The 26397-nt window shown below is 70.8% G+C and carries 28 protein-coding genes; 13 read left to right on the forward strand and 15 right to left on the reverse strand.

What is annotated here, in order from left to right; all coding sequences use genetic code 11:
* Position 1: 1 nt before the first annotated feature.
* From KZC56_RS15885 to tkt, 3 genes are read right to left on the reverse strand one after another with little or no spacing between them, the layout of a single operon-like run.
* Positions 2–1609, reverse strand: a complete 1608-nt coding sequence (locus KZC56_RS15885) for a phosphoglucose isomerase-related protein (RefSeq protein ID WP_247638989.1) — start codon at positions 1607–1609, stop codon at positions 2–4.
* On the reverse strand, positions 1606–2718 hold the full coding sequence (gene tal, locus KZC56_RS15890; protein ID WP_136030153.1) for a transaldolase: 1113 nt from the start codon (positions 2716–2718) through the stop codon (positions 1606–1608). Before tal ends, KZC56_RS15885 begins: the two co-directional genes overlap by 4 nt.
* The gene (tkt, locus tag KZC56_RS15895; protein ID WP_247639004.1) at positions 2715–4811 is read right to left on the reverse strand and encodes a transketolase; all 2097 of its coding nucleotides are present in this window, start codon (positions 4809–4811) and stop codon (positions 2715–2717) included. The genes tal and tkt overlap by 4 nt, the downstream gene beginning before the upstream one ends.
* A 249-nt stretch (positions 4812–5060) precedes the next feature.
* On the opposite strand from tkt, the gene KZC56_RS15900 reads away from it, so the two are divergent.
* Positions 5061–5966 (forward strand): heme o synthase, encoded by a 906-nt coding sequence (locus KZC56_RS15900; RefSeq protein WP_136030155.1) that lies wholly within the window; start codon positions 5061–5063, stop codon positions 5964–5966.
* Here KZC56_RS15900 and KZC56_RS15905 read toward each other — a convergent pair.
* Both KZC56_RS15905 and KZC56_RS15910 read right to left on the reverse strand, forming a co-directional pair.
* The gene (locus tag KZC56_RS15905; RefSeq protein WP_206251155.1) at positions 5912–6385 is read right to left on the reverse strand and encodes a hypothetical protein; all 474 of its coding nucleotides are present in this window, start codon (positions 6383–6385) and stop codon (positions 5912–5914) included. The genes KZC56_RS15900 and KZC56_RS15905 overlap by 55 nt on opposite strands.
* A 65-nt stretch (positions 6386–6450) precedes the next feature.
* Complete coding sequence (locus tag KZC56_RS15910; protein ID WP_206251156.1) at positions 6451–7596, reverse strand: COX15/CtaA family protein; 1146 nt, start codon at positions 7594–7596, stop codon at positions 6451–6453.
* Positions 7597–7827: 231 nt separating this feature from the next.
* On the opposite strand from KZC56_RS15910, the gene sufB reads away from it, so the two are divergent.
* The 7 genes from sufB to KZC56_RS15945 all read left to right on the forward strand — a co-directional run bounded on the left by sufB (position 7828) and on the right by KZC56_RS15945 (position 14507).
* Entirely contained in the window at positions 7828–9246 is a 1419-nt protein-coding gene (gene sufB, locus KZC56_RS15915; protein WP_136030161.1) for a Fe-S cluster assembly protein SufB, read from the forward strand.
* Positions 9247–10452 (forward strand): Fe-S cluster assembly protein SufD, encoded by a 1206-nt coding sequence (gene sufD / locus KZC56_RS15920; protein WP_136030163.1) that lies wholly within the window; start codon positions 9247–9249, stop codon positions 10450–10452. It begins immediately after the preceding gene.
* Complete coding sequence (locus tag KZC56_RS15925) at positions 10449–10775, forward strand: non-heme iron oxygenase ferredoxin subunit (RefSeq protein WP_136030165.1); 327 nt, start codon at positions 10449–10451, stop codon at positions 10773–10775. Before sufD ends, KZC56_RS15925 begins: the two co-directional genes overlap by 4 nt.
* 3 nt (positions 10776–10778) lie before the next feature.
* Positions 10779–11549, forward strand: coding sequence for a Fe-S cluster assembly ATPase SufC (gene sufC / locus KZC56_RS15930; RefSeq protein ID WP_101845421.1), 771 nt, complete (start codon positions 10779–10781; stop codon positions 11547–11549).
* Between the two features lie 10 nt (positions 11550–11559).
* Positions 11560–11889 carry a metal-sulfur cluster assembly factor gene (locus KZC56_RS15935; protein ID WP_017202280.1) on the forward strand — a complete coding sequence of 110 codons (330 nt, stop codon included), beginning with the start codon at positions 11560–11562 and terminating at the stop codon, positions 11887–11889.
* Positions 11890–11985: 96 nt separating this feature from the next.
* Complete coding sequence (locus tag KZC56_RS15940) at positions 11986–13140, forward strand: MalY/PatB family protein (protein ID WP_136030167.1); 1155 nt, start codon at positions 11986–11988, stop codon at positions 13138–13140.
* Complete coding sequence (locus tag KZC56_RS15945; protein ID WP_247638990.1) at positions 13137–14507, forward strand: MFS transporter; 1371 nt, start codon at positions 13137–13139, stop codon at positions 14505–14507. Before KZC56_RS15940 ends, KZC56_RS15945 begins: the two co-directional genes overlap by 4 nt.
* Here KZC56_RS15945 and KZC56_RS15950 read toward each other — a convergent pair.
* Positions 14470–15054: a TetR family transcriptional regulator gene (locus KZC56_RS15950; RefSeq protein WP_247638991.1), complete on the reverse strand. Its 585-nt coding sequence runs from the start codon at positions 15052–15054 to the stop codon at positions 14470–14472. The genes KZC56_RS15945 and KZC56_RS15950 overlap by 38 nt on opposite strands.
* 51 nt (positions 15055–15105) lie before the next feature.
* On the opposite strand from KZC56_RS15950, the gene KZC56_RS15955 reads away from it, so the two are divergent.
* Positions 15106–15810, forward strand: a complete 705-nt coding sequence (locus KZC56_RS15955) for an energy-coupling factor ABC transporter ATP-binding protein (RefSeq protein WP_205828235.1) — start codon at positions 15106–15108, stop codon at positions 15808–15810.
* On the forward strand, positions 15807–16400 hold the full coding sequence (locus KZC56_RS15960) for an energy-coupling factor transporter transmembrane component T family protein (RefSeq protein WP_247638992.1): 594 nt from the start codon (positions 15807–15809) through the stop codon (positions 16398–16400). The genes KZC56_RS15955 and KZC56_RS15960 overlap by 4 nt, the downstream gene beginning before the upstream one ends.
* A 3-nt stretch (positions 16401–16403) precedes the next feature.
* Here KZC56_RS15960 and KZC56_RS15965 read toward each other — a convergent pair whose 3' ends face one another.
* The 4 genes from KZC56_RS15965 to KZC56_RS15980 form a co-directional block, all read right to left on the reverse strand.
* A complete protein-coding gene (locus tag KZC56_RS15965) occupies positions 16404–17699 on the reverse strand; it encodes an acyltransferase family protein (protein ID WP_136030175.1) in 1296 nt (431 codons plus the stop codon).
* Between the two features lie 96 nt (positions 17700–17795).
* On the reverse strand, positions 17796–18467 hold the full coding sequence (locus KZC56_RS15970) for a response regulator (protein ID WP_247638993.1): 672 nt from the start codon (positions 18465–18467) through the stop codon (positions 17796–17798).
* Positions 18464–19753, reverse strand: a complete 1290-nt coding sequence (locus tag KZC56_RS15975) for a sensor histidine kinase (protein ID WP_247638994.1) — start codon at positions 19751–19753, stop codon at positions 18464–18466. Before KZC56_RS15975 ends, KZC56_RS15970 begins: the two co-directional genes overlap by 4 nt.
* 5 nt (positions 19754–19758) lie before the next feature.
* Complete coding sequence (locus KZC56_RS15980) at positions 19759–20376, reverse strand: DedA family protein (protein ID WP_247638995.1); 618 nt, start codon at positions 20374–20376, stop codon at positions 19759–19761.
* A 163-nt stretch (positions 20377–20539) separates the two neighbouring features.
* Between KZC56_RS15980 and KZC56_RS15985 the strand changes: the two genes are divergently transcribed.
* Complete coding sequence (locus KZC56_RS15985) at positions 20540–22138, forward strand: ABC-F family ATP-binding cassette domain-containing protein (protein WP_136030182.1); 1599 nt, start codon at positions 20540–20542, stop codon at positions 22136–22138.
* 40 nt (positions 22139–22178) lie between these two features.
* Entirely contained in the window at positions 22179–22769 is a 591-nt protein-coding gene (locus KZC56_RS15990) for a pyridoxine/pyridoxamine 5'-phosphate oxidase (RefSeq protein WP_247638996.1), read from the forward strand.
* A 17-nt stretch (positions 22770–22786) separates the two neighbouring features.
* On the opposite strand, the gene KZC56_RS15995 is transcribed toward KZC56_RS15990, so the two are convergent.
* From KZC56_RS15995 to KZC56_RS16005, 3 genes are read right to left on the reverse strand one after another with little or no spacing between them, the layout of a single operon-like run.
* The gene (locus KZC56_RS15995) at positions 22787–23599 is read right to left on the reverse strand and encodes an SURF1 family cytochrome oxidase biogenesis protein (RefSeq protein WP_136036174.1); all 813 of its coding nucleotides are present in this window, start codon (positions 23597–23599) and stop codon (positions 22787–22789) included.
* Entirely contained in the window at positions 23596–23790 is a 195-nt protein-coding gene (locus tag KZC56_RS16000; RefSeq protein WP_136030186.1) for a hypothetical protein, read from the reverse strand. Before KZC56_RS16000 ends, KZC56_RS15995 begins: the two co-directional genes overlap by 4 nt.
* Positions 23787–24131: a DUF3099 domain-containing protein gene (locus tag KZC56_RS16005; protein ID WP_206251166.1), complete on the reverse strand. Its 345-nt coding sequence runs from the start codon at positions 24129–24131 to the stop codon at positions 23787–23789. Before KZC56_RS16005 ends, KZC56_RS16000 begins: the two co-directional genes overlap by 4 nt.
* A gap of 127 nt (positions 24132–24258) precedes the next feature.
* On the opposite strand from KZC56_RS16005, the gene KZC56_RS16010 reads away from it, so the two are divergent.
* The gene (locus KZC56_RS16010) at positions 24259–24969 is read left to right on the forward strand and encodes a beta-ketoacyl-ACP reductase (RefSeq protein ID WP_136030190.1); all 711 of its coding nucleotides are present in this window, start codon (positions 24259–24261) and stop codon (positions 24967–24969) included.
* A 42-nt stretch (positions 24970–25011) separates the two neighbouring features.
* On the opposite strand, the gene KZC56_RS16015 is transcribed toward KZC56_RS16010, so the two are convergent.
* Positions 25012–25707 (reverse strand): alpha/beta fold hydrolase, encoded by a 696-nt coding sequence (locus KZC56_RS16015; protein ID WP_206251167.1) that lies wholly within the window; start codon positions 25705–25707, stop codon positions 25012–25014.
* A 41-nt stretch (positions 25708–25748) separates the two neighbouring features.
* On the reverse strand, positions 25749–26384 hold the full coding sequence (gene serB / locus KZC56_RS16020) for a phosphoserine phosphatase SerB (protein ID WP_206251168.1): 636 nt from the start codon (positions 26382–26384) through the stop codon (positions 25749–25751).
* Positions 26385–26397: the final 13 nt, after the last annotated feature.

A 26397-nucleotide genomic window follows, 5' to 3' on the forward strand; every position in this document is an offset into this window, starting at 1 on the left:
GTTACTTCTGTGCGGCTTCGAAGAGGGTGAGCACGTCGTCGGACGACTCCGTGATCGTCAGCGAGACGACGGGACGCCCGTGCTCCGCGAGCACGCCCGCGTCGCCGGCGGCCTGCGCCTGGATGAGCTGACCGAACGTGAACGGCCGATCGGGGATCTCGAGGTCGACGTCGGTGCGCTCCAGGATCTGCAGGAACACCCCCTGCGCCGGGCCGCCCTTGTGGTACTGGCCGGTCGAGTGCAGGAAGCGCGGGCCCCAGCCGAACGTGGTCGGACGACCGGAGTCGGCGGCGACCAGCTCGCGCAGGCCCTGCAGCTGCGGCACCTCGAGACGGTTGACGTACGCCTGGATCGACACGTAGCCGTCGGCGGGCAGCTGCGCCCACAGCGCGTCGAGCACGCCCTCGACCGTGCCGGAGGCCGCGAGAGCCGGGTCCGACACGCGCACCTCGACGCCGTTCTCCACGAACGCGGGGGCGGTGGGCTCGGGCCGGGCGTCGAGGAGGCCGCGCGCGGCCACCTTCGCCGACTCGACGTCGGGCTGGTCGAACGGGTTGATGCCGAGCAGGTGCCCGGCGATGGCGGTGGCGTACTCCCAGACGATGAACTGCGCGCCGAGCGTGCCGCTGACGAGGATCTCACCTTCGTGGCGCTCGTGCAGGTGGAACTCGTTCGCGTCGTCGACCAGTCGCACGATCTGCAGGTCGGCGGGCACGGGGTCGAGCTCGGGGGAGACGGGGAGCAGCACGACCGGGAGGATGCCGGTTCCCTCCTTGCCCGTGGACTCGGCGATGAGCTGCTCGATCCAGTCGGGCAGGCCCTTGATGTGGGTGCCGTCCGTGATCAGACCCAGCTTGTCGCGGCGCGGGGTGGTCGCGGCGATGGCCGCGCCCAGGCGCAGGGCCGGGTTCTCGGCGGAGTCGACGGCGACCTCGAGCAGCGAGGCCTCGGCCTCGTTCAGCAGCTCGTCGATATCGACGCCCGCGAGGCCGGACGGCACCAGGCCGAACGCGGTCAGCGCGGAGTAGCGGCCGCCCACGTTCGGGTCGGCGTTGAACACGCGGTACCCGGCTTCGCGCGCGGAGGCGTCGAGCGGCGAGCCCGGGTCGGTGACGACGACGATGCGCTCGGTCGGGTCGATGCCGAGGTCGCGGAACGCCGCCTCGAACGTGCGACGCTGCGAGTCGGTCTCGACCGTGGACCCGGACTTCGACGACACCACGAGCACGGTCTCGGCGAGGCCCTCGTCGAGCGCGGCCAGCACCTGGCCGGGCGCCGTGGAGTCGAGGATCGTGAGGGGGACCCCCGAGGTCTGTGCGATCACCTCGGGCGCGAGCGACGACCCGCCCATGCCGGCGAGCACGACGCGCGTGACTCCCTTCGCGGCGAGCTCCTCGCGCAGGGCGACGATCTCGGCGACGAGCGGCCGGGAGACGGAGACCGCCTCGACCCACCCGAGCCGGATCGAGGCCTCGGCCTCGGCCGCCGGACCCCACAGCGTGGTGTCGCCGCTCGTGATGCGCGAGGCGACCAGGTCGTGGACGAGGCTCGGGACGGTCTCCTCGATCGCGGCGCGCGCGGCGCCCGAGGCGTGGATCGCGAAGGTCATCGCTGTGCCTCCAGTGCCTCGGCGACCTGGGTGAGCAGGTCGTGCCACGAATCGATGAACTTGGCGACGCCCTCGTCCTCGAGCACCTGGGTGACGTCGGTGAAGTCGATGCCGACCTCTTCCAGCCCGGCGAAGACCTGACGGGCCTCGTCGTAGCCGCCGGTGATGGTGTCGCCGGTGACGACGCCGTGGTCGAAGGTGGCCTCGAGGGTCTTCTCCGGCATGGTGTTGACGACGCCGGGGGCGACGAGCTCGGTGACGTAGAGGGTGTCGGGCAGCGCAGGGTCCTTCACGCCGGTCGACGCCCACAGCGGACGCTGGGCGTTCGCCCCCGCCGCGAGGAGGGCCTTCGCCCGGTCGGTCTCGAAGCTCTGCTCGAACAGCTCGTAGGCCAGGCGGGCGTTGGCCAGGCCGGCCTTGCTCTTGAGGGCCTCGGCGGCGTCGGTCCCGATCGCGGTGAGGCGCTTGTCGGTCTCGGTGTCCACGCGGGAGACGAAGAACGACGCGACGGAGTGGACGGTCGACAGGTCGACACCGGCGTCCTTCGCGCGCTCCAGGCCCGTCAGGTAGGCGTCGATGACCTCGGCGTACCGCTCCAGGCTGAAGATCAGGGTCACGTTGACGCTGATGCCGTGCGCGATCGCCTCGGTGATCGCCGGGAGGCCGGCCTTGGTCGCCGGGATCTTCACGAGCAGGTTCGGGCGGTCGATCTTCGCCCACAGCTCCTTCGCCTGCGCGACGGTGCCGTCGGTGTCATGCGCGAGGTCGGGGGAGACCTCGATGGACACGCGGCCGTCCACGTGACCGGACTGCTCCCACACCGGGCGGAAGATGTCGAGCGCGGCACCCACATCCTGCGTGGTGGCCGCGAACACGGCCTCCTCCGCCGAGGCGCCGGACGCGGCGAGCTCGGTGACCTGCGCGTCGTACGACGTGTCGTTCTTGTCGGTGATCGCGTTGGCGAAGATCGTCGGGTTCGTGGTGACGCCGACGACGTTGCGCGACGAGATCAGCTCCGCGAGGTTGCCGGAGGAGATGCGGGTGCGCGAGAGGTCGTCGAGCCAGATGCTGACGCCGGCCTCGGCGAGCTGTGCGGTGGGGGTGCTCATGCGTTCTCCTTGATGGTCTCGCGGGCGGCCGCGACGACGGCCTCGGTGGTGATGCCGAACTTCTCGAAGAGGGTCTTGTAGTCGGCGGAGGCGCCGAAGTGGTCGATGCCGACCGAACGACCGCGGTCGCCGACGATGCCGCGCCACGTGAGCACGGAGCCGGCCTCGACCGACACCCGCGCCGTGACCGACGACGGCAGCACGCTCTCGCGGTACGCCTCGTCCTGCTCCGCGAACCACTCGAGCGACGGGGCCGAGACGACGCGCACGTTCACGCCCTCCTCGGCGAGGGCCGCGCGGGCGTTCACCGCGAGCTGCACCTCGGATCCGGTGGCGACGATGATGACGTCGGGCGTGCCGTTCGGGGCCTCGGCGAGCACGTACGCACCCTTGACGGCCTGAGCGGCGGAGGCGAACGTGTCGCCGGAGGCCTCGCCCTCGCCGCGCTCGAACACCGGGATGTTCTGTCGCGTCAGGGCGATGCCGGCGGGGCCCTCGTGGCGGCGGAGGATCTCCAGCCAGACGGCGGCGGTCTCGTTCGCGTCGGCGGGGCGCACGACGGCGAGGTTCGGGATCGCGCGCAGCGTGGCGAGCTGCTCGATGGGCTGGTGGGTGGGTCCGTCCTCACCGAGGGCGACGGAGTCGTGCGTCCAGACGAAGATGCTCGGCACGTTCATCAGAGCGGCCAGACGCACCGAGGGTCGCATGTAGTCGCTGAAGATGAGGAAGGTGCCGCCGAACGCGCGCGTCGGCCCGTGCAGCACGATGCCGTTCACGATCGCGCCCATCGCGTGCTCGCGGATGCCGAAGTGCAGCACGCGGCCGTAGGGGGTGCCCGACCACTCGTGCGTCGACCACTCCTCGGGGATGAACGACGCCGCGTCCTTGATCGTGGTGAGGTTGGACTCGGCGAGGTCGGCGGACCCGCCCCAGAGCTCGGGCAGCTGTGCGGCGAGGGCGTTGATGACCTGGCCGGACGCGGCGCGGGTCGAGACGTCCTTGCCGGCCTCGAACACGGGCAGCGCGTCGGCGATGTCGGCGGGGAGCTCGCGGGCCTCGACGCGGTCGAGCAGCGCCTTGCGCTCCGGGTTCGCCTCGGCCCAGGCGTCGAACGACTTCTGCCAGGCGGCGCGCTCCTCGGCCGCGCGCTCGGCCAGGCCGCGCGTGTGGGCGATCACGTCGTCGGCCACCACGAACGTCTGCTCCGGGTCGAACCCGAGGACCTTCTTGGTCGCGGCGAGCTCGTCCGCACCCAGGGCGGAGCCGTGGATCTTGCCGGTGTTCTGCTTGCCGGGCGAGGGCCAGCCGATGATGGTCTTGAGGATGATGAGCGAGGGCTTGTCGGACTCGCCCTTCGCGGCCTCGATGGCGGCGTAGAGCTCGGCGACGTCTTCGACGTACTCGCCCGTCTTCTTCCAGTCGACCGTCTGCACGTGCCAGCCGTAGGAGGCGTAGCGGGCGGCGACATCCTCCGTGAACGCGACGTTGGTGTCGTCCTCGATGGAGATCTGGTTGGAGTCGTAGATCGCGATGAGGTTGCCCAGCTGCTGGTGGCCCGCGAGCGACGAGGCCTCGCTGGTCACGCCCTCCTGCAGGTCGCCGTCACCGGCGATCACGTAGACGAAGTGGTCGAACGGGCTCGTGCCCGCCGCGGCCTCCGGATCGAACAGCCCACGCTCGTAGCGGGCGGCGTACGCGAAGCCCACGGCGGAGGCGAGGCCCTGCCCGAGCGGACCCGTCGTGATCTCCACGCCCTTCGTGTGTCCGTACTCGGGGTGGCCGGGGGTCTTCGATCCCCACGTGCGCAGCGCCTTGAGGTCATCGAGCTCCAGGCCGAAGCCGCCGAGGTAGAGCTGCACGTACTGCGTGAGGGACGAGTGTCCGACGGAGAGGATGAACCGGTCGCGGCCGAGCCAGTCGGTGTCGGCGGGGTCGTGCCGCAGGACGCGCTGGTACAGCAGATACGCCGCGGGAGCCAGGCTCATCGCCGTGCCGGGGTGGCCGTTGCCGACCTTCTCGACCGCATCGGCCGCCAGGATCCGGGCGGTGTCCACCGCGCGTCGATCGATCTCGTCCCACTGCAATTCCGACACGTTCATGCCCTTTCCGACAGTTTCGAGGGCGCCCGTATTCCTTGGCGCATCCGCAACTTCCCTGGCGCATTCCGCACCGCCTCGAGGACGGGTGGGGGTGTGCGCAGCATCGGGCGCGCGAGTGCCTTCAGCATAGCGGTGACGGTGGATCCGATCGGTGGCCGGGGGGCACGGAAGGCGTCATCGCGTGTCATACACTGGAGAGGTTGTCCCGTAACGCGCGCGGAGGAGGCGATCGAGATCTCGACGATGTCTGATCAGACCGTACGGAAGTCGTCCATCGGTCGCACGGTGAGCGCTTACGTGACGCTGACGAAGCCCCGAGTCCTCGAACTCCTCCTCGTCTCGACCGTCCCGGTGATGTTCCTCGCCCAGGGCGGTCTCCCGAACCTCTGGCTGGTCCTCGCGACCGTCATCGGCGGATCCATGAGCGCCGGCTCGGCCGGGGCCTTCAACATGTATCTCGACCGCGACATCGACGCGCACATGCACCGCACGGAGAACCGTCCGCTGGTCACGGGCGAGGTGAGCCCGCGCGGCGCGCTGATCTTCTCCTGGACTCTCGCGATCGTGTCCACCGTCTGGCTCTGGTTCACCACCAACTGGCTCACCGCAGTGCTCTCGGCCTCGGCCATCTTCTTCTACGTCGTGATCTACACGATGATCCTCAAGCGCCGCACCGAGCAGAACATCATCTGGGGCGGCATCGCGGGCTGCTTCCCCGTGCTCATCGGCTGGTCGGCCGTCACGGGCTCTCTCGACTGGCCGGCGTTCATCCTGTTCCTGCTGGTCTTCCTGTGGACGCCGCCGCACTACTGGCCGCTGTCGATGAAGTACAAGGACGACTACGAGGACGTCGACGTCCCGATGCTCGGCGTCACGCGCAACGCCTCGCAGGTCGGCCTCCAGGTGATCCTCTACGCGTGGGCGACCGTCGCGTGCTCGCTGCTGCTGGTGCCGATCGCGAACATGGGTCTCGTCTACACGGTGTCCGCGCTGGTCTTCGGCGGCTGGTTCATCTACGAGTCGCACCGCCTGTACAACCAGGCGGTGCGGGGGACCGAGGCGCGGCCGATGCGAGTCTTCCACGCCTCGATCACCTACTTGACGCTGATCTTCGTGGCCGTCGCGGTCGACCCGCTGCTGCCGTTCTGATCCGCAGCGTCCTCCGACGCCGCGGACGCTGACGCGTCGTCCGCCGGCGTGTTGGCGGCGTCCGTGGTCGCCGTCGCATCCTGATCGGTCGCGGACCCGGTCGCGGCGATGACCTCGTTGGGGGACGGCTCATCCATTCCGGCGTCGAGCGCGACGGGCACGGCCGGGACGAGTGCCCGCGCCGCCACGAGGCCGAGGGCGAGGAGCAGGCCGATCAGGCCGGCGCCGAGCACCGCGGCTCCGACCACCACGAGCGACTGGCCGACGTAGACCTCCACCCCCGTGGCCGTGCCATCGAGCAGGGTGCTCGTCATGGTGCCGATCTGGCCGGCGATGAGCCATCCGCCGACGCCGATCGCGGCGAGGGACACGATGAGGAGAATCCAGAATCCGATGCTTCTGGTCAGTGTTCTGTGCATGCCGACCAGGCTGACCGATGCCCTGATGAGGCCCCGGTGCGCACGCTATGGATCGTCTGTGCGGCTCAGCGCCCGGTGAGCGCCGGGGCGGGTTCCTCGGCCGCGACGTCCGTCCGCACCGGGCGCTTCAGGTGCAGCACGACCACGGTGTACGTCGCGGCCGACAGCGAGGCGAGCACCATGTGGATGCCGACCAGGATCGGCGGCAGCCCCTCGCGCGCCTGCCACACCCCGACGCCGACCTGCACCAGGATCGCGAGCACGAGCACGAGCAGCCAGCGGCGGGGCTCCAGGCGGAGTGCCCAGGCGGTGATCGTGAGGAACAGCACCAGGGCGGCCAGCACGTAGCCGGGCCAGGAGTGCACGTGCGCGAGGATGGTCGCGTCGAAGCCGTGGCGCAGCACGTCCGCATCACCCGAGTGCGGCCCGGAGCCGGTGGTGAGGACGCCGAACAGGATCGTCACCGCGAGCGCGAGTCCTGTCACATGCGTGACGATCGCGAACCAGCTCGGCACGGCGCGTTCGCGGGGCCCCGGTGCGGTCTTGAGGCGCACGAGGAACGCGGCCGTGACGCATACGAGAAGCAACGACGAGGTGTAGTGGAAGCCCACGATGAAGGGGTTCAGCCCGGTCAGGACCGTGATGCCTCCGACGAGGGCCTGAGCCACCACACCGATCAGCACGAGCCACGCCAGGAGCACGAGGTCGCGACGCGTGGCCGTGGTGCGGACGGAGTGGACGGCGGCCGCGATGACGGCGAGCAGCAGCACGCCGGAAGCGATCGGCGAGGCGGGGAAGTGGAAGGGGAAGGCGATCGCGAAGGCGATGCCGGCCGCGACGATGCCGCCGAGCGCGAACCACAGCGCCTTCGTGACCGCGCGACGCCCGTTCACCGTGTACAGGACGAGCAGCACGACGGTGAGCGCGATGATGCCGACGACGCCCGTCATCAGGCGGTTGCCGAACTCGATGATGCCGTGCACCCCCTGCACTTCGAGGATGGGCACGAGCGACTCGGGCGTGCACAGCGGCCAGTCGGAACAGCCGAGGCCGGAGCCGGTCAGACGCACCGCGCCGCCGGTGCCGATGATGATCGTCTCGCTGACGAACGAGAGCCACGCGAAGACGGTCAGCGCCTTCGCCCACCCGCGGGATCGCGGAACGGGGGTCGTCCGAGTCGTCGGAGGGGTGGTGATGGTCGTCTCGGGCATGAGTCCTCCGGCTCGTCGGCGACGTGGCGCGCGGCCCGTCCGCCAGGCGGAACCTGTAGAATCGGATTGTTGCGATGAGCGCTGACCGCGCTGAAGCATCGTCAACAGTTTAGGCGCGATGGAAGCGCCGATGATGAGGGCCCACCAACGGCACCCGCTCCCGCAGACTCGACGGGGATCAGGTGTGTCGGGGCGGATGACACCGTTTGGGACCTGTGAGGAGAGTGTTGCATGTCGGATGTGCTGATCGACCGCCCGGAGCTTGACGGTCTGGGGGTGTACGAGTTCGGCTGGCACGATGAGGACGCCGCGGGTGCCGTGGCGAAACGCGGCATCTCCGAAGAGGTGGTCCGCGGGATCTCTGCCCTCAAGAACGAGCCCGAGTGGATGCTGAAGACCCGTCTGAAGGGGTATCAGCTCTTCGGTCGCAAGCCGATGCCGACGTGGGGCGCCGACCTCAGCGACATCGACTTCGACAACATCAAGTACTTCGTCCGCTCCACCGAGAAGCAGGCGCAGAGCTGGGAGGACCTCCCCGAGGAGATCCGCGAGACGTACGAGCGCCTGGGCATCCCCGAGGCAGAGCGCCAGCGCCTCGTGGCCGGCGTCGCCGCGCAGTACGAATCCGAGGTCGTGTACCACCAGATCCGCGAGGACCTCGAGGCCCAGGGCGTCATCTTCATGGACACCGACACGGCGCTGCGTGAGCACCCCGAGTTCTTCGAGGAGTACTTCGGCACGGTCATCCCGGCGGGCGACAACAAGTTCGCCGCACTCAACACCGCCGTGTGGTCGGGCGGCTCGTTCGTCTACGTCCCGAAGGGCGTGCACGTAGAGATCCCGCTGCAGGCGTACTTCCGCATCAACACCGAGAACATGGGTCAGTTCGAGCGGACCCTGATCATCGCCGACGAGGACAGCTACGTCCACTACATCGAGGGCTGCACGGCTCCGATCTACAAGTCCGACTCGCTGCACTCGGCCGTGGTCGAGATCATCGTGAAGAAGAACGCCCGCGTGCGCTACACGACGATCCAGAACTGGTCGAACAACGTCTACAACCTGGTCACCAAGCGCGCCGTGGCACACGAGGGTGCGACCATGGAGTGGGTCGACGGCAACATCGGCTCCAAGGTGACGATGAAGTACCCGTCGATCTACCTGATGGGCGAGCACGCCAAGGGCGAGACCCTCTCGGTCGCCTTCGCCGGTCCCGGTCAGCACCAGGACGCGGGGGCCAAGATGATCCACATGGCGCCGTACACGCAGTCGTCGATCGTCTCGAAGTCGATCGCCCGCGGCGGCGGTCGCGCCGGCTACCGCGGTGAGGTCCGCGTCGACGCCAACGCCCACCACTCGGCGAACACCGTCCGTTGCGACGCGCTGCTCGTGGACACGAAGTCGCGCTCCGACACCTACCCGGCGATCGACATCCGCGTCGACGACGTGCAGCTCGGCCACGAGGCCACGGTCTCGAAGGTCAGCGAGGAGCAGCTCTTCTACCTCCAGTCCCGCGGCATGCCCGAGGACGAGGCGATGGCGATGATCGTGCGCGGCTTCATCGAGCCGATCGCGCGCGAGCTGCCGATGGAGTACGCGATGGAACTGAACAAGCTCATCGAGATGGGCATGGAAGGATCGGTCGGCTAAATGGCGGCCTCGACGACAGCGCCCACGGAGGCGCAGCACACGAACGCGCACATCGACCCGGCCGCCCAGGTCGCCGACGCCGGATTCGTCCCGGTGCAGACGCGCTCCGAGCGCCCGCACTCGTACGACCCGGACGACTTCGGCGCCCCCAGCGGCCGTGAGGTCAACTGGAAGCACACGCCGGTCGCGCAGCTGACGCCGCTGTTCCAGACGGCAGAGGCGAACGACGGCGTCGCGTACGCCTTCAGCTCCGGCGGGCAGTACGTGGCAGGACCGCTCGCCATCGGCGCCGCTCCGCGCGGCGAGGTCTTCCTCCCCGAGGACATCACGGCCGCCGTCGCCTGGCAGGGTGCGAGCGAGGCGGTGCACGTGCGCATCCCGCGTGAGGAGGAGGTCGCCGAGCCGATCTTCATCTCCGTCACGGGTACGGGTGCCGACCGCCGCGCCGACGCCCACATCGTGATCGAGGCGCTGGAGCACAGCGTCGCGACCGTGGTGCTGCAGCACAAGGGTTCCGCGCAGTACGCGCAGAACGTGGAGATCATCGTCCGCGATGGCGCGAAGCTCACCGTGGTCACGGTGCAGCAATGGGAGGACGACGCGGTGCACGCGGCCGCGCACCAGGCCCGCGTCGGCTCCGACGCCACGCTCAAGCATTTCGTGGTGAGCTTCGGCGGCGGCCTCGTGCGCGTGAACCCGAGCGTGGAGCTCGCGGGCGCGGGTTCCGAGGGCTACCTCTACGGGCTGTCGTACGCGGACGCCGGGCAGCACCTGGAGAGCCAGGTCTACCTGCACCACAAGGGTCCGCACACCACGGGCGACGTGCTCTACAAGGGTGCCCTCCAGGGCGCGAGCGCGCACAGTGTGTGGATCGGCGACGTGCTGATCGGCGCCGACGCCACGGGCACCGACTCGTACGAGGCGAACCGCAACCTGGTGCTCACCGAGGGGGCGCGCGCCGACTCGATCCCGAACCTCGAGATCGAGACGGGCGACATCGTCGGCGCGGGCCACGCGAGTGCGACCGGTCGCTTCGACGACGAGCAGCTCTTCTACCTGCAGGCCCGCGGCATCCCGGAGGAGGAGGCGCGGCGTCTCGTCGTGCTCGGCTTCCTCACCGACATCGTGCTGCGCCTCGGTATCCCGACGCTCGAGGCGGAGCTGCTCGCCGCCATCGAGGCCGAGCTCGCCGAGGTGGACGCGTGACCGCCGAGCGCGTCTGCGCGGTCTCCGACCTGGAGCAGGACACCCCGCTCCGCGTCGAGCCGGGCGGCGTGCCCATCACGGTGATCAAGGACGGCGATGGCGTGATCCACGCCATCGGCGACACCTGCACGCACGGCGACATCTCGCTGTCCGAGGGCTTCGTGGAAGGCGACACGGTGGAGTGCTGGGCTCACGGCTCGGCCTTCTCCCTGATCACCGGCAAGCCCCAGAACCTCCCCGCTTACGAGCCCGTCCCGGTCTATGTCGTCGAGATCGACGGCGACGACGTGCTCATCGATCCTGCTGTGACGAAGGAAGTCTGAAGAATGTCTGTTCTCGAGATCCGCGACCTGCACGTGACGGTCGAGACCGAGGCGGGGACCACCCCGATCCTCAATGGAATCACCCTCACCATGAACACCGGTGAGACCCACGCCATCATGGGCCCCAACGGCTCGGGCAAGTCGACCCTGGCCTACACGATCGCCGGTCACCCGAAGTACACGGTGACCTCCGGCTCGATCACGTTCGACGGTGAGGACGTGCTGGCGATGAGCGTCGACGAGCGCGCCCGCGCCGGGCTCTTCCTCGCGATGCAGTACCCGGTGGAGATCCCCGGCGTCACCGTGACGAACTTCCTGCGCACGGCGAAGACCGCGCTCGACGGCGAGGCGCCCTCGATCCGCCAGTGGACCAAGGACGTCAAGGAGTCCATGGCGAACCTGCGCATGGACCCGAAGTTCGCGCAGCGCAACGTCAACGAGGGCTTCTCCGGCGGCGAGAAGAAGCGCCACGAGATCCTGCAGCTCGAGGTGCTCAAGCCGAAGTTCGCCGTGCTCGACGAGACCGACTCGGGTCTCGACGTCGACGCGCTGAAGATCGTGTCCGAGGGCGTGAACCGTGCCAAGGAGTCCACGGGACTCGGCGTGCTCCTGATCACGCACTACACCCGGATCCTGCGGTACATCCGCCCCGACTTCGTGCACGTCGTCGTCGCGGGCAAGATCGTCGAAGAGGGCGGGCCCGAGCTCGCCGACCGGCTGGAGAACGAGGGCTACGACCGGTTCCTCGACCCTTCCGCCCCGATCGAGGCGTAGGCTGAGCCGTATGACAGCGACCCTCACGGATGAGAAGTACGACGCGGTCACCGAGGCGCTCAAGGACGTCATGGACCCGGAGCTCGGGATCAACGTCGTCGACCTCGGCCTCATCTACGACCTCGCCTGGGATGACGAGAACGATGCTCTCGTCATCCACATGACGTTGACCAGCGCGGGCTGCCCGCTGACCGACGTCCTCGAAGACCAGACCGCGCAGGCTCTCGACAACGTCGTGGACCGGTTCCGCATCAACTGGGTGTGGATGCCGCCGTGGGGTCCGGAGCGGATCACGGACGACGGGCGCGACATGATGCGCGCGCTGGGATTCGCGATCTGACGCTGAAGACACAGTGATGCACGACGGAGCGGGCGCGGAGACGCGCCCGCTTCGCTGACTCCGCGGTGAGGCGGGGACGAGAACTCGGGAGATCGAATGTTGCATGTTCAGGCCCTGTCCCTGGCGGAGCTCCGTGAGCGCAGCAGCGAGAAGTGGCGCGAGTACCCCGCCGATGTGCTTCCGCTCTTCGTCGCCGAGACCGACTTCCCCCTCGCCCCCGCGATCACCGCGGCCCTGCACCGTGCGGTCGAGCGTGGCGACACGGGGTACATCGCCTCGAAGACGCCGCTGGCCGAGGCGTTCGCGGGCTTCGCGCGCCGCCGTTACGACTGGGCGGTGGATCCCGCTCGCACTCGCAGCACGGCCGACGTGAGCATGGGCATCGTGGAGATCCTGCGCCGCGTGACGCAGCCGGGGGAGCGGGTCGTCGTCACCCCGCCCGTGTACCCGCCGTTCTACGACCTCGTGGAGGAGGCCGGTGCGGAGGTGCTGCGGGTGCCGCTGCGCGACACGGGCACGGGGTGGGAGCTCGACCTCGACGGGATCCGCGGGGCGTTCGACGACGGTGCGACCGCGATCCTGCTGTGCAACCCGCACAACCCGACCGGCACGGTGCACGACCGAGACGCCCTCGCCGCGCTGGCGGAGATCGCTGCCGAGTACGGCGCCGCCGTCGTGTCCGACGAGATCCACGCGCCGCTCGCCCAGCCGGGGACCGGGTTCACGCCCTTCCTCGCGGCGAGCGAGACGGCCGCACGCGTCGGCTATGCGGTCGTGAGCGCCAGCAAGGCGTTCAACCTCGCCGGCCTGAAGTGTGCGCTGATGGTCACGGCCGACGACGACACCAGCGCCGTGGTGCGAGGGCTCCCCGTGGAGGTCGAGTGGCGCACCGGTCAGTTCGGTCTGCTCGCCTCGGTCGCAGCGTTCGCGGAGGAGAGCGATGCGTGGCTGGACGGGCTGCTCGACACGCTCGACCAGAACCGTGTGCTCCTGGAGGACCTGCTGGCGCGGCATCTTCCCGGTGCCCGCTACCGGATCCCGGACGCGGGCTACCTGGCCTGGATCGACCTGTCGGCTCTGGGCTGGGGCGACAACCCCGCGCGGCGGATCCTGCGGGATGCGAAGGTCGCCCTGCACTTCGGCCCGGCGTTCGGCACCGAGGGAGCGGGCCACGTGCGACTGAACTTCGGGACGAGCCCGGAGATCCTGACGGAGGCCGTCGAGCGGATCGCCGCGCTCGTGGAGCGATGACCGCGCCGCAGCCCGTCGCATCGATCTGGGATCGCGGCCGAATCTGGGTGACGGTGGGCGCGGTCGCGCTCATCTTCCTCGCCGCGATCGAGGCGCTCGCGGTCACCACGGTCATGCCGATCGTGAGTGCGGCGCTCGACGGTGAGGCGCTGTTCGCCGTCGCGTTCGCCGGCACCCTTGCGACGAGCGTGATCGGGATGGTCGCGACCGGTGCCTGGTCCGACGCGCGCGGGCCGCGCGGCGCGCTGTACGTGGCGGTGGCGCTGTTCATCGTCGGCCTGCTGATCTCGGGCTTCGCGACGTCGATGCCGCAGTTCCTGATCGGTCGGCTCGTGCAGGGGCTCGGCACCGGCGGTCAGACGGTCGCGCTGTACGTCGTGGTCGCGCGGCTCTACCCGCCGGAGCTGCACGGGCGCGTGTTCGCGGCGTTCGCGGCCGCCTGGGTCGTCCCGTCGATGGTGGGGCCGTTCCTCGCGGGAGCGGTCGCGGAGTACCTGCACTGGCGCTGGGCGTTCCTGGGCGTCGCGGTGCTCACCGCGATCGCCTTCCTGATGATCGCGGTCCGGCTGCGTGGTGTCGACCTGGGCGGCGGTGAACCCCAGGACCGGCGTGCGCTGCGCCTCCGCCTGCTGCTGGCCGTCGTGGTGGCGGCGCTGGCGGTGGTGATCGGCGTCTCGGCCGAGCTCGACCACGGGGTGCGCTGGCCGGTCGCCGTGGCCGCGATCCTCGGGATCGGCGTCGCGGTGCTGCCGCTGCTCCCCGCCCGTACCCTTCACGCGGGAGCCGGGTTGCCCAGCGTCGTGCTGATGCGCGGCGTGGCGGCCGGCGCGTTTTTCGCGGCGGAGGCCTACATCCCCTACCTGCTCATCCGGAAGTACGACTTCACCGCCACGTGGGCGGGGGTGGCGCTCATGCTCGCCGCGTTCGCGTGGGCTGGAGCCTCGGCGCTGCAGGGGCGCTACGGCGAGCGGCTGGGCAACCGCCGCATCACGCTGCTGAGCCTCGGAGCCCTCCTGGTGGCGATGCTGGCGGTGCTCGCGGCGGCCGTGTTCCCGGTGTCGCCCGTCGTGGTGATCCTCGGGTGGGCGTTCGCGGGTGGCGGCATGGGGCTGCTGTATCCGCGCCTGACGGTGCTCACGCTGGCCTACTCGGACGAGTCGAACCAGGGGTTCAACTCCTCGGCGCTGTCGATCTCCGACGCGACGGGGTCCGCGGTCGCGATCGCGGTCGCGGGGCTCGCCGTGGCCACCCTCGGCGGCGGTCCTGGTGCCTTCGGCGTGGTGTTCGCGTTCGGTCTCGGTCTCGTGCTGCTGGCGCTCGTGCCGGGTCTCAGGCTCGGGCACGCCGCGGAGCCCGCAGTGCGCTGACCTCGCCCGCGAGCGCCCGCACGCCCAGGTCGAACGCGCGGTCGAGACCCGCCGTCACGTCGATCTCGTCCGAGGGTGGCAGGGCGCCGTGGCTGTCGGCGTGCATGCGCTGCTGCACGAGCGTCGCGTGGCCGAGGACGAAGTGAAGGATCGCGGTCGCGCGGGTTTCGGGATCGTCGGCGCCGTCGCTCCGCAGCGCGGCGATGAGCGCGTCGAGCGCGTGCGCCGAGCCGAGCTGGAGCGCGTAGGTGCTCAGCACGAGCTCGGCGCCGTCGCGGTGGGCGAACAGAGCATCCCGCAGGCCGCGGGCGGTGGCGAGGACGCCGGTGGTTCCGCGGGGGACGCTCGCGGTGATGCGGTCGGCGAGATCGGCGAGCAGCTCCTGCTTGCTCGCGAAGTGCCAGTAGAGAGCACTGGGCTGCACGTCGAGCCGCGCGGCGATGCGCCGCATCGAGAGGTCGGCCAGACCGACCTCGTCGAGCAGGGCGAGAGCGCTGCGGGCGACGCTGTCGCGGTCGTGTCGGGCCGGATTGGGCTCGGGGGTCATGACCCCACTATAGTGAACGGCGTTCAGGTGAACGGTGTTCAGGAGGTGGGAGTGCGCGAGCAGCGTCGGGCCGAGGAAGCCGCCGCATCGATCGTGCTGGAGCACGTGCGGGTGGAGGTCGACGGCCGGGCGATCCTCGATGACGTGAGCCTCGACCTCACGGCACGACGCATCGCCGTGATCGGAGCGAACGGCTCGGGAAAGTCGACGTTCGCGCGTGTGCTGGACGGCCTGGTCGTGCCGACGGCGGGCACTGCGGTCGTGCACGGGCTCGACGTGGTGCGCGACACGCGGGAGCTCCGACGCCGCGTCGGCTTCGTGTTCACGGATCCCGACGCGCAGATCCTCATGCCGACGCCCGCGGAAGATCTCGCCCTGTCGCTGCGGGGCCTCCCGCGCGCGGAGGTCGACCGACGCGTGCGCGAGACCCTCGCGGTGCATGGGCTCGAGGCGCACGCGGACGTGCCGGCGTCGTCGCTGTCCGGCGGGCAGAAGCAGCTGCTCGCGCTGGCGGCCGTGCTCGTGACCGAGCCGCGGCTGCTCGTGGCCGACGAGCCGACCACGCTTCTCGACCGGCGCAACGCCCGGCGCATCGCGGAGCTGCTGATGGCGCAGGAGGCGCAGGTCGTGGTGGCCACGCACGACCTCGACCTGGCCGCGCGCTGCGACCTGGCCGTGCTGTTCGAGGGCGGGCGAGCCGTGGCCGTGGGTCACCCGGATGCGGTGATCGACGAGTACTGCCGGGTGTCCGCGTGATCTCGCTCTACCGCCCCGGCACGAGCGTGCTGCATCGCCTGCCGGCGGGGGTGAAGCTCGCGGGGCTCGTGCTCTGCGCGCTCGGTCTGACCCTGCTTCCGCCGCAGCCCGTCGTCGTGAGCGTGGCCCTCGCCGCCACGGTCGTGCTCTATCCGCTCGGAGGGCAGAGTCCGCGCACGCTGCTCGTCGAACTGTGGCGGTTGCGATGGATCCTCCTCGTGCTGGGGGTGATGCTGGCGGTGTTCGTCTCGCCGATCGCCGCGTGGGTCGGCGCCAGTCGGGTCGCGGCGCTGCTGCTCGTCGCCGCACTGGTGACGATGACCACCCGGATGTCCGACCTGCTCGATGTGCTGCAGACGGTGCTGCGGCCGCTGCGTCGCTGGGGTGTCGATCCGGAGGTCGTCGCGCTGACGCTGTCGCTCACGCTCACGATGGTGCCGGTGGTCGCGGCGTTCGTCCACCGGCTCCGTGAGGCCGAGCGCGCTCGAGGGGTGCGCCTAGGGCCGCGCGCGGCGGTGCCGCTCCTCGTGCTCACCCTCCGGCACGCCGACCGGGTGGGCGACGCCCTCGCCGCGCGCGGCGTGGCCTGAGCCTCACCCGACCGCGAGCGCTGGCACCGGTTCGGCCGCCCTGGCGAGGCGCAGCGCGGCCATCAGCAGGGCCACGGCCACGACCGCGGTCGTGACGGACGTGCCCACGACCAGCAGCAGCACCACGCCGCCGAGCCCGAGCAGCCCGGCCGAGACCAGCCGCCCGGACGATCGGGTGCCCGTCGGCGCCGGCTGTCGTTCGAAGCGGTCGACGGCGACGGCCACCCCTGCGGTCAGGGCCAGCGCCGACAGCAGCCACAGCGGGCGTGTCAGCCACCACTCCGGGCCGTCGAGCGCCGGGAGAGCGGCACCGGTGCCGAGGGCGACGACTGCGGTCACGCCGGCCATCGCCAGCAGCACGGGCATGTGCCACAGGTAGATCGTCATCGTGCGGCGGGTGACGAATCGCGTGAACGCGGCCGCCGCGGCGGTGCTGCTCGCCCGGGCGATCCGCTCGCGGTGCAGGGACAGCAGGCCCGTGTGGACCACGCCGACCAGCAGGAGCGCGGCGGTGGGCGGGTTGATGTTGGCGATGAGGTCGGGGGAGTACACGCCGGCGACGAAGAGCACGGTGAGGAGCACTCCGGCGCCCGCGGTGACGGCGACCCGGGTGCGGCGGGCGAGGGCGTCGATGCGCCCGTCGGCGAGGAAGAATCCGAGCTGCTGCAGCGTGAGCCAGACGAAGGCGAGGTTGAGGAACCCCAGTCCTGCCACGCCGGTCACGCCGCGTAGCGCATCCACCGCGACTGAGGCGGCCGCGAGCGCTCCGATCGTGCGCAGCGGAGCACGCTCGTGGAGGGCCGCCAGGGCGGGCAGCAGCAGCTGGCACAGCAGGAAGACCCCGAGGAACCACAGGGGCTGCCCGTAGCGGAAGCCCGCGACCGCGATCAGCTCGGCCGGGACGCCGAGGAGCGTCAGGACGGCCAGTGCCACGCCGACCGCGGCGACCGTGATGACTGCGGGACGCAGCAGCCGGTGTACCCGTGCGGTCAGGAAGTCGAGGGTGCTCGCGCCCCTCGCCCGCAGCCGACGGGAGGCGAGCAGCCCGGAGAACCCTCCGATCACGAAGAACAGCGGCATGACCTGCAGCACCCAGCTGAGCGGTGCGATCCATCCCGTGCCGTCGCTCGCGTTCTCGAACACCGGGGCGCCGTCGGCCACCGTGACGCCCACCATGATGGCGTGCAGCACCACCACGCCGAGCACGCAGAGCGCGCGGATGAAGTCGATGCCGGTGTCGCGTCGTGCGGACGGCGCGGGCGGGGGAGCGGCGGCGGGCAGCGCCTGGACGATGGCCATGGGTCCTCCTCGGAACGGTGTCCTCGGAGGCTAGGGACGGGGTGTCCGCGGCGGCATCACCCTGCGGTGTCGATCAGACCCCTACCGTGGGGGGAGTCAGGACGACGGCTCGACCAGGCCCGTGTCGTAGGCGAGGATCACCGCGTGCACGCGGTCGCGCAGGCCGAGCTTGGACAGCACCTTGCCCACGTGCGTCTTCACGGTCTGCTCCGCGATGAAGAGGTCCGTGGCGATCTCGGAGTTCGACCGGCCGCGACCGATCAGCACCAGCACCTCGCGCTCGCGATCGGTCAGCTCCGCCAGCACGGTCGCGGAGCGGGGGGCGCGCGGGCGTCGTCCGGCGAACTGCTCGATCATGCGGCGGGTGACGCTCGGAGCCAGCAGGGCGTCGCCGCCCGCGACCACCCGCACCGCGTGCACGAGCTGCTCGGGCAGGGCGTCCTTGAGCAGGAAGCCGCTCGCGCCCGCCTCCAGCGCGTCGTAGACGTAGTCGTCGATGTCGAACGTCGTGAGCATCAGGATGCGCGGCACGTGAGCGGCGGGATACGACGTGCCGAGGATGCGGCGCGTGGCCTCGATGCCGTCGAGCTCCGGCATCCGCACGTCCATCAGGATCACGTCCGGATCGAGCCGTGCAGACAGCGCCACGGCCTCGGCGCCGTTCGCGGCCTGTCCGGCCACGCGGATCCCGTCGTGGGCGTCGAGAAGGGCGGCGAAACCCGCACGGACCATCGCCTGGTCGTCGGCGATGAGCACGCTGATCGTCACGGGGTCTCCTCGTCTGCTGCGGCCGGTGGGGCTGCCGTCATGCCGTGGTCGGCGGTGGTCGGGGTCGAGCCGTTGGCCAGGGGAAGGGTCGCCTCGACGCGCCAGCCGCCGTCGTCCGTGGGGCCGGCGGAGAGGCTGCCGCCGAGGATCTCCGCGCGCTCGCGCATTCCCCGCAGCCCGTAGCCGCCGGGGTGGGCTTCCGGCGGTCGCGGCGGCGCGGCGTTCTGCACGACGAGCCGCAGCGCCGCCGAGTCCCCGTGCACGCGCACCGTGACACGGGCCCCCGGCGCGTGACGGACGGCGTTGCTCAGCGCCTCCTGCACGATGCGGAACGCGGCGATCTGCACGGTGGGCTCCGCGGCGGACGCGGCGTCCGCGCCCTCCATCACGAGCCCCACCTCGACGCCGGCGCGGCGGATGCTGTCCACGAGCGCGGGGATGTCGTCGAGACCCTGCTGCGGGGCGAGCTCGGCGTGCTGGTCCTCCGTGCGCAGCACCCCCAGCATGCGTCGCATCTCCGTGAGCGAGGTGCGGGCGGTCGCGGCGATGTCCTCGAACTCGGCCGTCGCGGCGTCGTCGAGCCCGGGCAGCCGGTACCGCGCGGTCGACGCCTGCACCTGGATGACCGACATGCTGTGCGCCACCACGTCGTGGAGCTCGCGTGCGATCCGCGTGCGCTCCTCGACGAGCGCGCGGCGCGACTCCTCCAGCGCGCTGTGCTCCCGCTCACGCGTGAGCTCCTGGGCCACGCGGACCCGTCCGGCGACGAGCACCGCGATGAGGTACATGGCCGCGGCGAGCGACGACGTCACGATGAGATCGGCGGTCGCACTCCCCGCTGACGCGTCGCTGGCGACCATGTCGACGCGCAGCAGCGGAGCCGTGAGCGACGTGAGGGCCCCGAGCACGAGGGCGACGGCTCCGAGGCGCGCGCCGTGCACGAAAGTCACGACGCCCACGAACAGGAGGAAGGTGAGCAGCGCGGGCACCGACCAGGGCCACGGCGACTGGATGGCCTGCGCGGGCACCACGAGGAGCGGCAGGGTGAAGGTCGCGGCGGTGAACAGCGCGATGGCCGTGCGCGGTCGGGCGAGGGCGACGAGCGGCGCTCCGCACAGCGCCGCGCCGACGAGGAACGTCAGCGGCAGGGGGGTGCCGGAGAGCACGGTCTGCAGGGGCACGAGCAGCGCGTAGAGCACGACGACCGCCGCATACAGCGCCGCGAGGGCGGTGGTGCGGCGGTTCATCCGCGGCGCGCGCGGGGGTCGGGCTCGGCGGCGTGCCATGACTCTCATCCTGCCAGGTGGGCCACGGGCGCACGGCGACGACGGGCGGCGGCGATCCGGTCGACCACGACACCGATCACCAGGGCCACGCCGATGCCGAGCAGGGCGCTGAGCAGGGGCTGGTCCTTGATCCATGCACCGGCGAGCAGCCCGATCGCGAGGCTGAAGATGCTCCAGCTCGCGCCCGCGATGAGGCTCAGCGGCAGGAACCGGCGCCAGGGGAAGCCCAGCGCACCCGCGGACATGTTCACCGCGACGCGACCGACGGGGATGTACCGCGCGCCGAGGATGAGCGTGGCGCTGCGTCGATCGAGCGCGCGCTGGGCGTATGCGAAGGCCGTGACCACCCTCGGCCGCCGCATCCAGGCGAATCGTGAGGTGCCCAGCCGGCGTCCGATCAGGAAGGCGAGGTTGTCGCCGATGGCGGCACCGACCGCCGCGACGAGCCCCAGGAGAAGCAGGTTTCCGTCGCCGGTGGATGCGGCGACGGCGGCCGCGGCGACGAGCACGGTCTCGCTCGGCACGGGCGGGAAGAACCCGTCGATCACCGTGACGGCGAACAGCACCAGGTACAGCCAGGGGGAGGCGATCGCCTGCATGATGAGCTCGTTGAGGATGTCCACTCCTGCACGGTAGGCGGGCGGTCGCGCAGCGGGCATCCCTCTGCGGTATTCCGGCTCTCACTCTCGGGAGGGATCTTGCCGGGCGGTGAGGCTCTCCGGGCGGCATATACTGGGAGGCTGGCCGATCGGCCGCTCACCCACCCCGAAGGAACGGACGTCCGCTGTGCTTGCCGTGCACGACCTCGAGATCCGCGTTGGCGCGCGCCTGCTGATGGAGAACGTGTCGTTCCGCGTGGGCGACGGAGACAAGATCGGACTGGTCGGGCGCAACGGCGCCGGCAAGACCACGCTCACCAAGGTGCTCGCGGGGGATGTGCTGCCCTCCGGAGGCTCGGTCACCCGATCGGGTGAGCTCGGCTACCTGCCGCAGGACCCGCGTTCCGGGAACCCCGAAGACCTCGCGCGCACGCGCATCCTCGACGCGCGCGGCCTCGGTCAGCTGAACCTCGGCATGACGGAGGCGTCGCTCGCGATGGGCTCGGACGACCCGGCGGTCGCGGCGAAGGCCATGAAGCGCTACGCCACGCTCACGGAGCGGTTCGAGGCGCAGGGCGGGTACGCCGCGGAGGCGGAGGCCGCGTCGATCGCGCACAACCTCTCGCTGCCGGACCGCATCCTCGACCAGCCGCTCTCGACGCTGTCGGGCGGTCAGCGTCGGCGCATCGAGCTGGCGCGCATCCTGTTCTCCGACGCCGACACGATGATCCTCGACGAGCCGACCAACCACCTCGACGCCGACAGCGTCGTGTGGCTTCGTGAGTTCCTGAAGAACTACAAGGGCGGCCTGATCGTCATCAGCCACGACGTCGAGCTCGTGGGGGAGACCGTGAACCGCGTGTTCTATCTCGACGCGAACCGCCAGGTCATCGACATCTACAACATGAACTGGAAGAACTACCTGCGCCAGCGCGCCGCCGACGAGGAGCGCCGGAAGAAGGAGCGCGCGAACGCGGAGAAGAAGGCGACGACGCTGCAGCAGCAGGCCGCGCGCTTCGGCGCCAAGGCGTCGAAGGCCGCGGCCGCGCACCAGATGATCGCGCGCGCCGAGAAGCTGCTCGCCGGACTCGACGAGGTGCGGCAGGAGGACCGGGTCGCGAAGCTGCGGTTCCCGAAGCCTGCCCCCTGCGGCAAGACCCCGCTCATGGCGTCCGGGCTGTCGAAGTCCTACGGCTCGCTGGAGATCTTCACCGATGTCGACCTCGCGATCGACCGCGGCTCGAAGGTGGTCGTCCTCGGACTCAACGGCGCAGGGAAGACGACGCTGCTGCGGATGCTCGCCGGGGTCGACCAGCCCGACACGGGCCAGCTCGAGCCGGGGCACGGCCTCAAGGTGGGCTATTACGCGCAGGAGCACGAGAACCTCGACGTCTCCCGCTCGGTGCTGGAGAACATGGTCTCCGCCGCTCCGCACATCACCGAGACGGAGGCGCGCAAGGTGCTCGGCTCGTTCCTGTTCACCGGCGACGATGTCCTGAAGCCCGCCGGGGTGCTGTCCGGTGGGGAGAAGACCCGCCTCTCGCTCGCCACGCTCGTGGTCTCGTCGGCCAACCTGCTGCTGCTCGACGAGCCGACCAACAACCTCGACCCGGCGTCGCGCGAGGAGATCCTCGGGGCGCTCGCGCACTACGAGGGCGCCGTGGTGCTCGTGTCGCACGACCCCGGAGCGGTGCAGTCGCTCAACCCGGAGCGGGTGCTCATCCTCCCGGACGGCGTCGAGGACATCTGGAACCAGGAGTACCAGGAGCTCATCGAGCTCGCCTGACCCGGCGCGGCCCGAGCGACGGCGTGACATCATCGGGAGCATGAGCACGCCCGCGCCGAACCATCCGTCCGACATGCGCGCATGGCTGCGGAGCCGGCCGGCGCTCACCGGTCGCGGGCGACCGGTCGACGTCGCCGCGCTCCCGGCGGAGCCCCTGCCGCTGTTCCTCTCGTGGATCCGGCTCGCTGCCGATCAGGGGGTGCCGGAGCCGCACGCCGCCACCCTGGCGACGGTCGATCGCGACGGCATGCCGGATGCGCGCACGCTCCTCCTCAAGGATGCGGACGCCCGCGGATGGGCGTTCGCGGGGCCTCGTTCGTCGGGCAAGGGCGTCCAGCTCGCCGTGCACGCCGTGGCGGCACTGAACTTCTGGTGGCAGCCGCTCGCCCGGGCGGTGCGGCTCCGCGGGCCGGTGCGGGAGGCGACGCCCGCGGAGAGCGCGGCCGACCTGGCCGCACGGTCTCCGGCCGCGCGGGACGGGGTCGCCGCCGGGGACTGGGGGCTGTGGCGCCTGCAGCCCTCGCGGGTGGAGTTCTGGCAGGGGGCGACCGATCGACGGCACACTCGGATCGTGTACGAGGTGGCACCGGGCGGCTGGGGACGGCACGTGAGCGGTACGACCGGCACCTGAGCGCGCGGCACTCGGGCTCAGCGGGCGTCGAGCAGCTCGTCCTCGACGTCGGCGTCGCGGTCGCGCCGGCGCGGCGCCTTCACGGGTGCCGGCTTCCCCTCGAGCTCCTCGCGGTGCTTCACGATCTCGGTGCGGATGATGTAGCCGATGAAAATGAACCCCATGATCGCGAACAGGATCCACTGGATCGCGTACGACAGGTGCGGACCGGGATCGTCGGTGGGCGACTCGAAGCCGCCGAGGGTTCCCGAGCCCGCCGGGTCCTCCGACACCAGTCGCCCGTAAGCGCCGGTGAGGGCGCCACCGTCGATGGTCTCGGAGATCGACGGCAGATGGATCGTGGGCACCTGGCCCTCCGGCGCGCCGCGACCGGAGGCGGGAAGCGGCTCGCCGGGTCGAAGGCGCACCGTGACCGTGACCTCGCCGGACGGTGGGGCGGGGATGGCGTCCGGCACGTCACCCTCGCCCGGCGGAACCCACCCCCGGTCGACGATCAGCACGCGACCGTCGACATCGCGGAACGGCACCAGCACCTCGAAGGCGCTCGTGCCCCCGTGCGGGCGGTTGCGCACGAGCAGCTGTTCGTCGGCGAGGTACTCGCCCTGCAGCGTGACCGGCCGCCACTCGTCGTCGGGATCGAGCACGTCGTCGTCGCCCAGCACCTCGGTGAGGGGCACCGCGGGGGCGTCGTAGTTCTGCTCGACCAGCGCGATCTGCTCGGCCCGCGATTCGTTGCGCTCGAACTGCCAGTGCGACAGGAAGGCGCAGGCGATCGCGAACCCGATCGCGATCAGGGTGTAGACGCCCCAGCGGGTCAGGCGGTTGTTCACGAGGGCACACCGTCTCTCACGGTCACGGGGAAGTCACGGGCGGCCAGATAGTCGCGGAGGAAGTCCACGTGCTCGGGGCACGCCAGCCAGATCTTCTCGCGGTCGGGGGCGTGGATGCGGGGATTGCGCCACACGACCTGGCTGGTCGCCGCGCTCCGGCATCCGGCGCGCGAGCAGATCAGATCGGTCATTGCTCCGCGCGGCCTTCGCGGATCGTGAAGACGCCGGGGTTCGCCTCCTGCACAGGCGGAGGACCGGGAGCCGCATCGAGCTCTTGCAACGGCGACTCGGCGGAGGTCTCCGTGCTGTCGCTTCCCGCATTGGCGAACACCACGGCGATGTAGGGCAGCACAGCGGCGGCCAGGGCGAACACCCACGTGTACCACCCGAACGGCTGCACGAAGAACATCAGGCCGAAGCACACGACGCGGATCGTCATCGTGAGCGCGTAGCGGCGCACGCGGTGGTCGCTCTCGTCCCCGGGAGACTGGGGGAGAGAGGTGACGGCCGGGACTCGACGTGCGTTCTTCACGATGCTTCCAGCCTACGCCGGTGCGGGCTCGGCGGCGCCCCGATTCCGCCCGGGGCACGCTCGCTGCAGTCGCTAGGATCGTTCACGGCTCGGAAACCCGACCCCCGACCAGAGCAGGAGTGCCCCCATGAGTGCTGACCGCGTCGTCCTCGTCACCGGAGGCAACCGCGGCATCGGCCGCGCCATCGCCGAGCGCTTCGTGCGAGAGGGGTACCGCGTGGCCGTCACCGCCCGCAGCGGCGAGGGTCCGGAGGGCACGCTCACGGTGCGCGCCGATGTCACCGATGCCGCGTCCCTCGATGCCGCGTTCACCGAGGTCGAGCAGCAGCTCGGCCCGGTCGAGGTCGTGGTGGCCAACGCCGGGATCACGAAGGACACCCTCCTGCTGCGCATGAGCGAGGACGACTTCGACAGCGTGGTCGCCACCAACCTCGGCGGCACCTTCCGCGTCGTCAAGCGTGCGTCGAAGGGCATGCTGCGCGCACGGTTCGGACGCATCATCCTCATCTCCAGCGTCGTCGGGCTCTACGGCTCCGCCGGTCAGGTCAACTACGCAGCGTCGAAGAGCGCCCTGGTCGGCTTCGCCCGGTCGATCACGCGCGAGCTCGGGGCCCGCGGCATCACCGCCAACGTCGTCGCGCCCGGGTTCATCGAGACCGACATGACCGCGGAGCTCCCGGAGGAGACGCAGAAGCAGTACCAGGCCAGCATTCCCGCCGGAAGGTTCGCGACGGCGGATGAGGTCGCGGGTGTGGTCACCTGGCTCGCGAGCGATGATGCCGCCTACATCTCGGGTGCCGTCATCCCCGTCGACGGCGGCCTCGGGATGGGCCACTGACGCGCTGAGAGGCCCGGGCTCCGACCCGTCCGCACGTCGGACTCACCGGGCGACGGCGGCGACCAGCAGCTCACCCAGGCGCTGCGGAACCGAGAACTGCGGCCAGTGGCCGGACCCGATGCGCACGACCTCGGCGTCGGCGATGGCGTGGAACTCCTCCGCGTATGCACCCCACTGTGCGATCGTCGCCTCGAACGCCTCCTCGTCGAGCCCGCCCATGAGCAGCGTCACCGGCACGGAGTGGCGCGCGGGGTTCTCGAGCTGGATCTCGTCCGCGGGCACGCGTCCCGGCACGCTCTGCGTCAGCCCGACCGTGCGGGCCCGTGTCGCGTCGTCGAGGTCGTGCACATCCTCGTCGGGGAAGAAGTCCCACCCGGGGAACGGGACGGCACCGTCGACGACCTCGAACTCATTGATGCCCGAACCGGGCGGCGGCGGCACCGTGTCGACGAAGATCACGCGCCGCACGCGCTCGGGCCTCGCGTCGGCGACTCCCCAGGCCACATTGCCGCCTCCGCTGTGACCGACGACGACCACGTCGCCCTCGACCTCATCGACGGCGGCCACGCCCGCGGCCACCCACTCCGCCATGCCGATGTCGGAGGCGGCCGGACCGGAAGCCCCGAGACCGGGAAGGGTGAGCGGATGGGTGCGGTGTCCTGCCTGCTCCAGCGCCGGTATCACGTCGTCCCAGCTGCGCGCGTCGAGCCAGAGTCCGGGGATGAGGATGATGTCCATGCGGCGACGCTAGCGCTGGCCGCCGACATCCACCACCGCCCTCACGGCAGGAGAGGGATGACCTCGGCGAGATCCTGCGTGGCGACGACGAGGCTCGCGGCCTCCCGGACGGCCGGCTTCGCGTTAAACGCGAGTCCGAGTCCGGCGACGGCCATCATGGGCAGATCGTTCGCCCCGTCACCGATGGCGATGGTGGCTCGCCGCGGGACCCGGAGCTCATCCGCCCAGGTCTGCAGCCAGGACGCCTTGGCCTGCCCATCGACGATGTCGCCGTCGACGCGACCGGACAGCACGCCGTCCGCGACCTCGAGCCGGTTGGCGCGCCACCGGTCGACGCCGAGCTCGGGAGCGATGTGGTCGAGGATCTCGTGGAACCCGCCGGACACGACGCCCACCACGCCACCGCGCGCGTGCACGGCGGCGGTGAGCTCGCGGACGCCCGGGGTCGGCTCGATGCGGGCGCGGACGCGCTCGAACGCCGACACCGGCACCCCCTCCAGTGCGGCGACGCGGGAGCGGAGGCTGGATGCGAAGTCGATCTCGCCCCGCATCGCGGCCTCGGTGGCGGCCTGCACCTCCGCGCGGCGACCGGCCTCGTCGGCGAGGAGCTCGATCACCTCGTTGCGGATGAGCGTGGAATCGGCATCGAGGACGACGAGGAAGCGCGCGGAGGTCACCCTCCGAGCCTAG

It is taken from the genome of Microbacterium sufflavum, from assembly GCF_023091155.1.
Taxonomy (GTDB): Bacteria; Actinomycetota; Actinomycetes; order Actinomycetales; family Microbacteriaceae; genus Microbacterium; species Microbacterium sufflavum.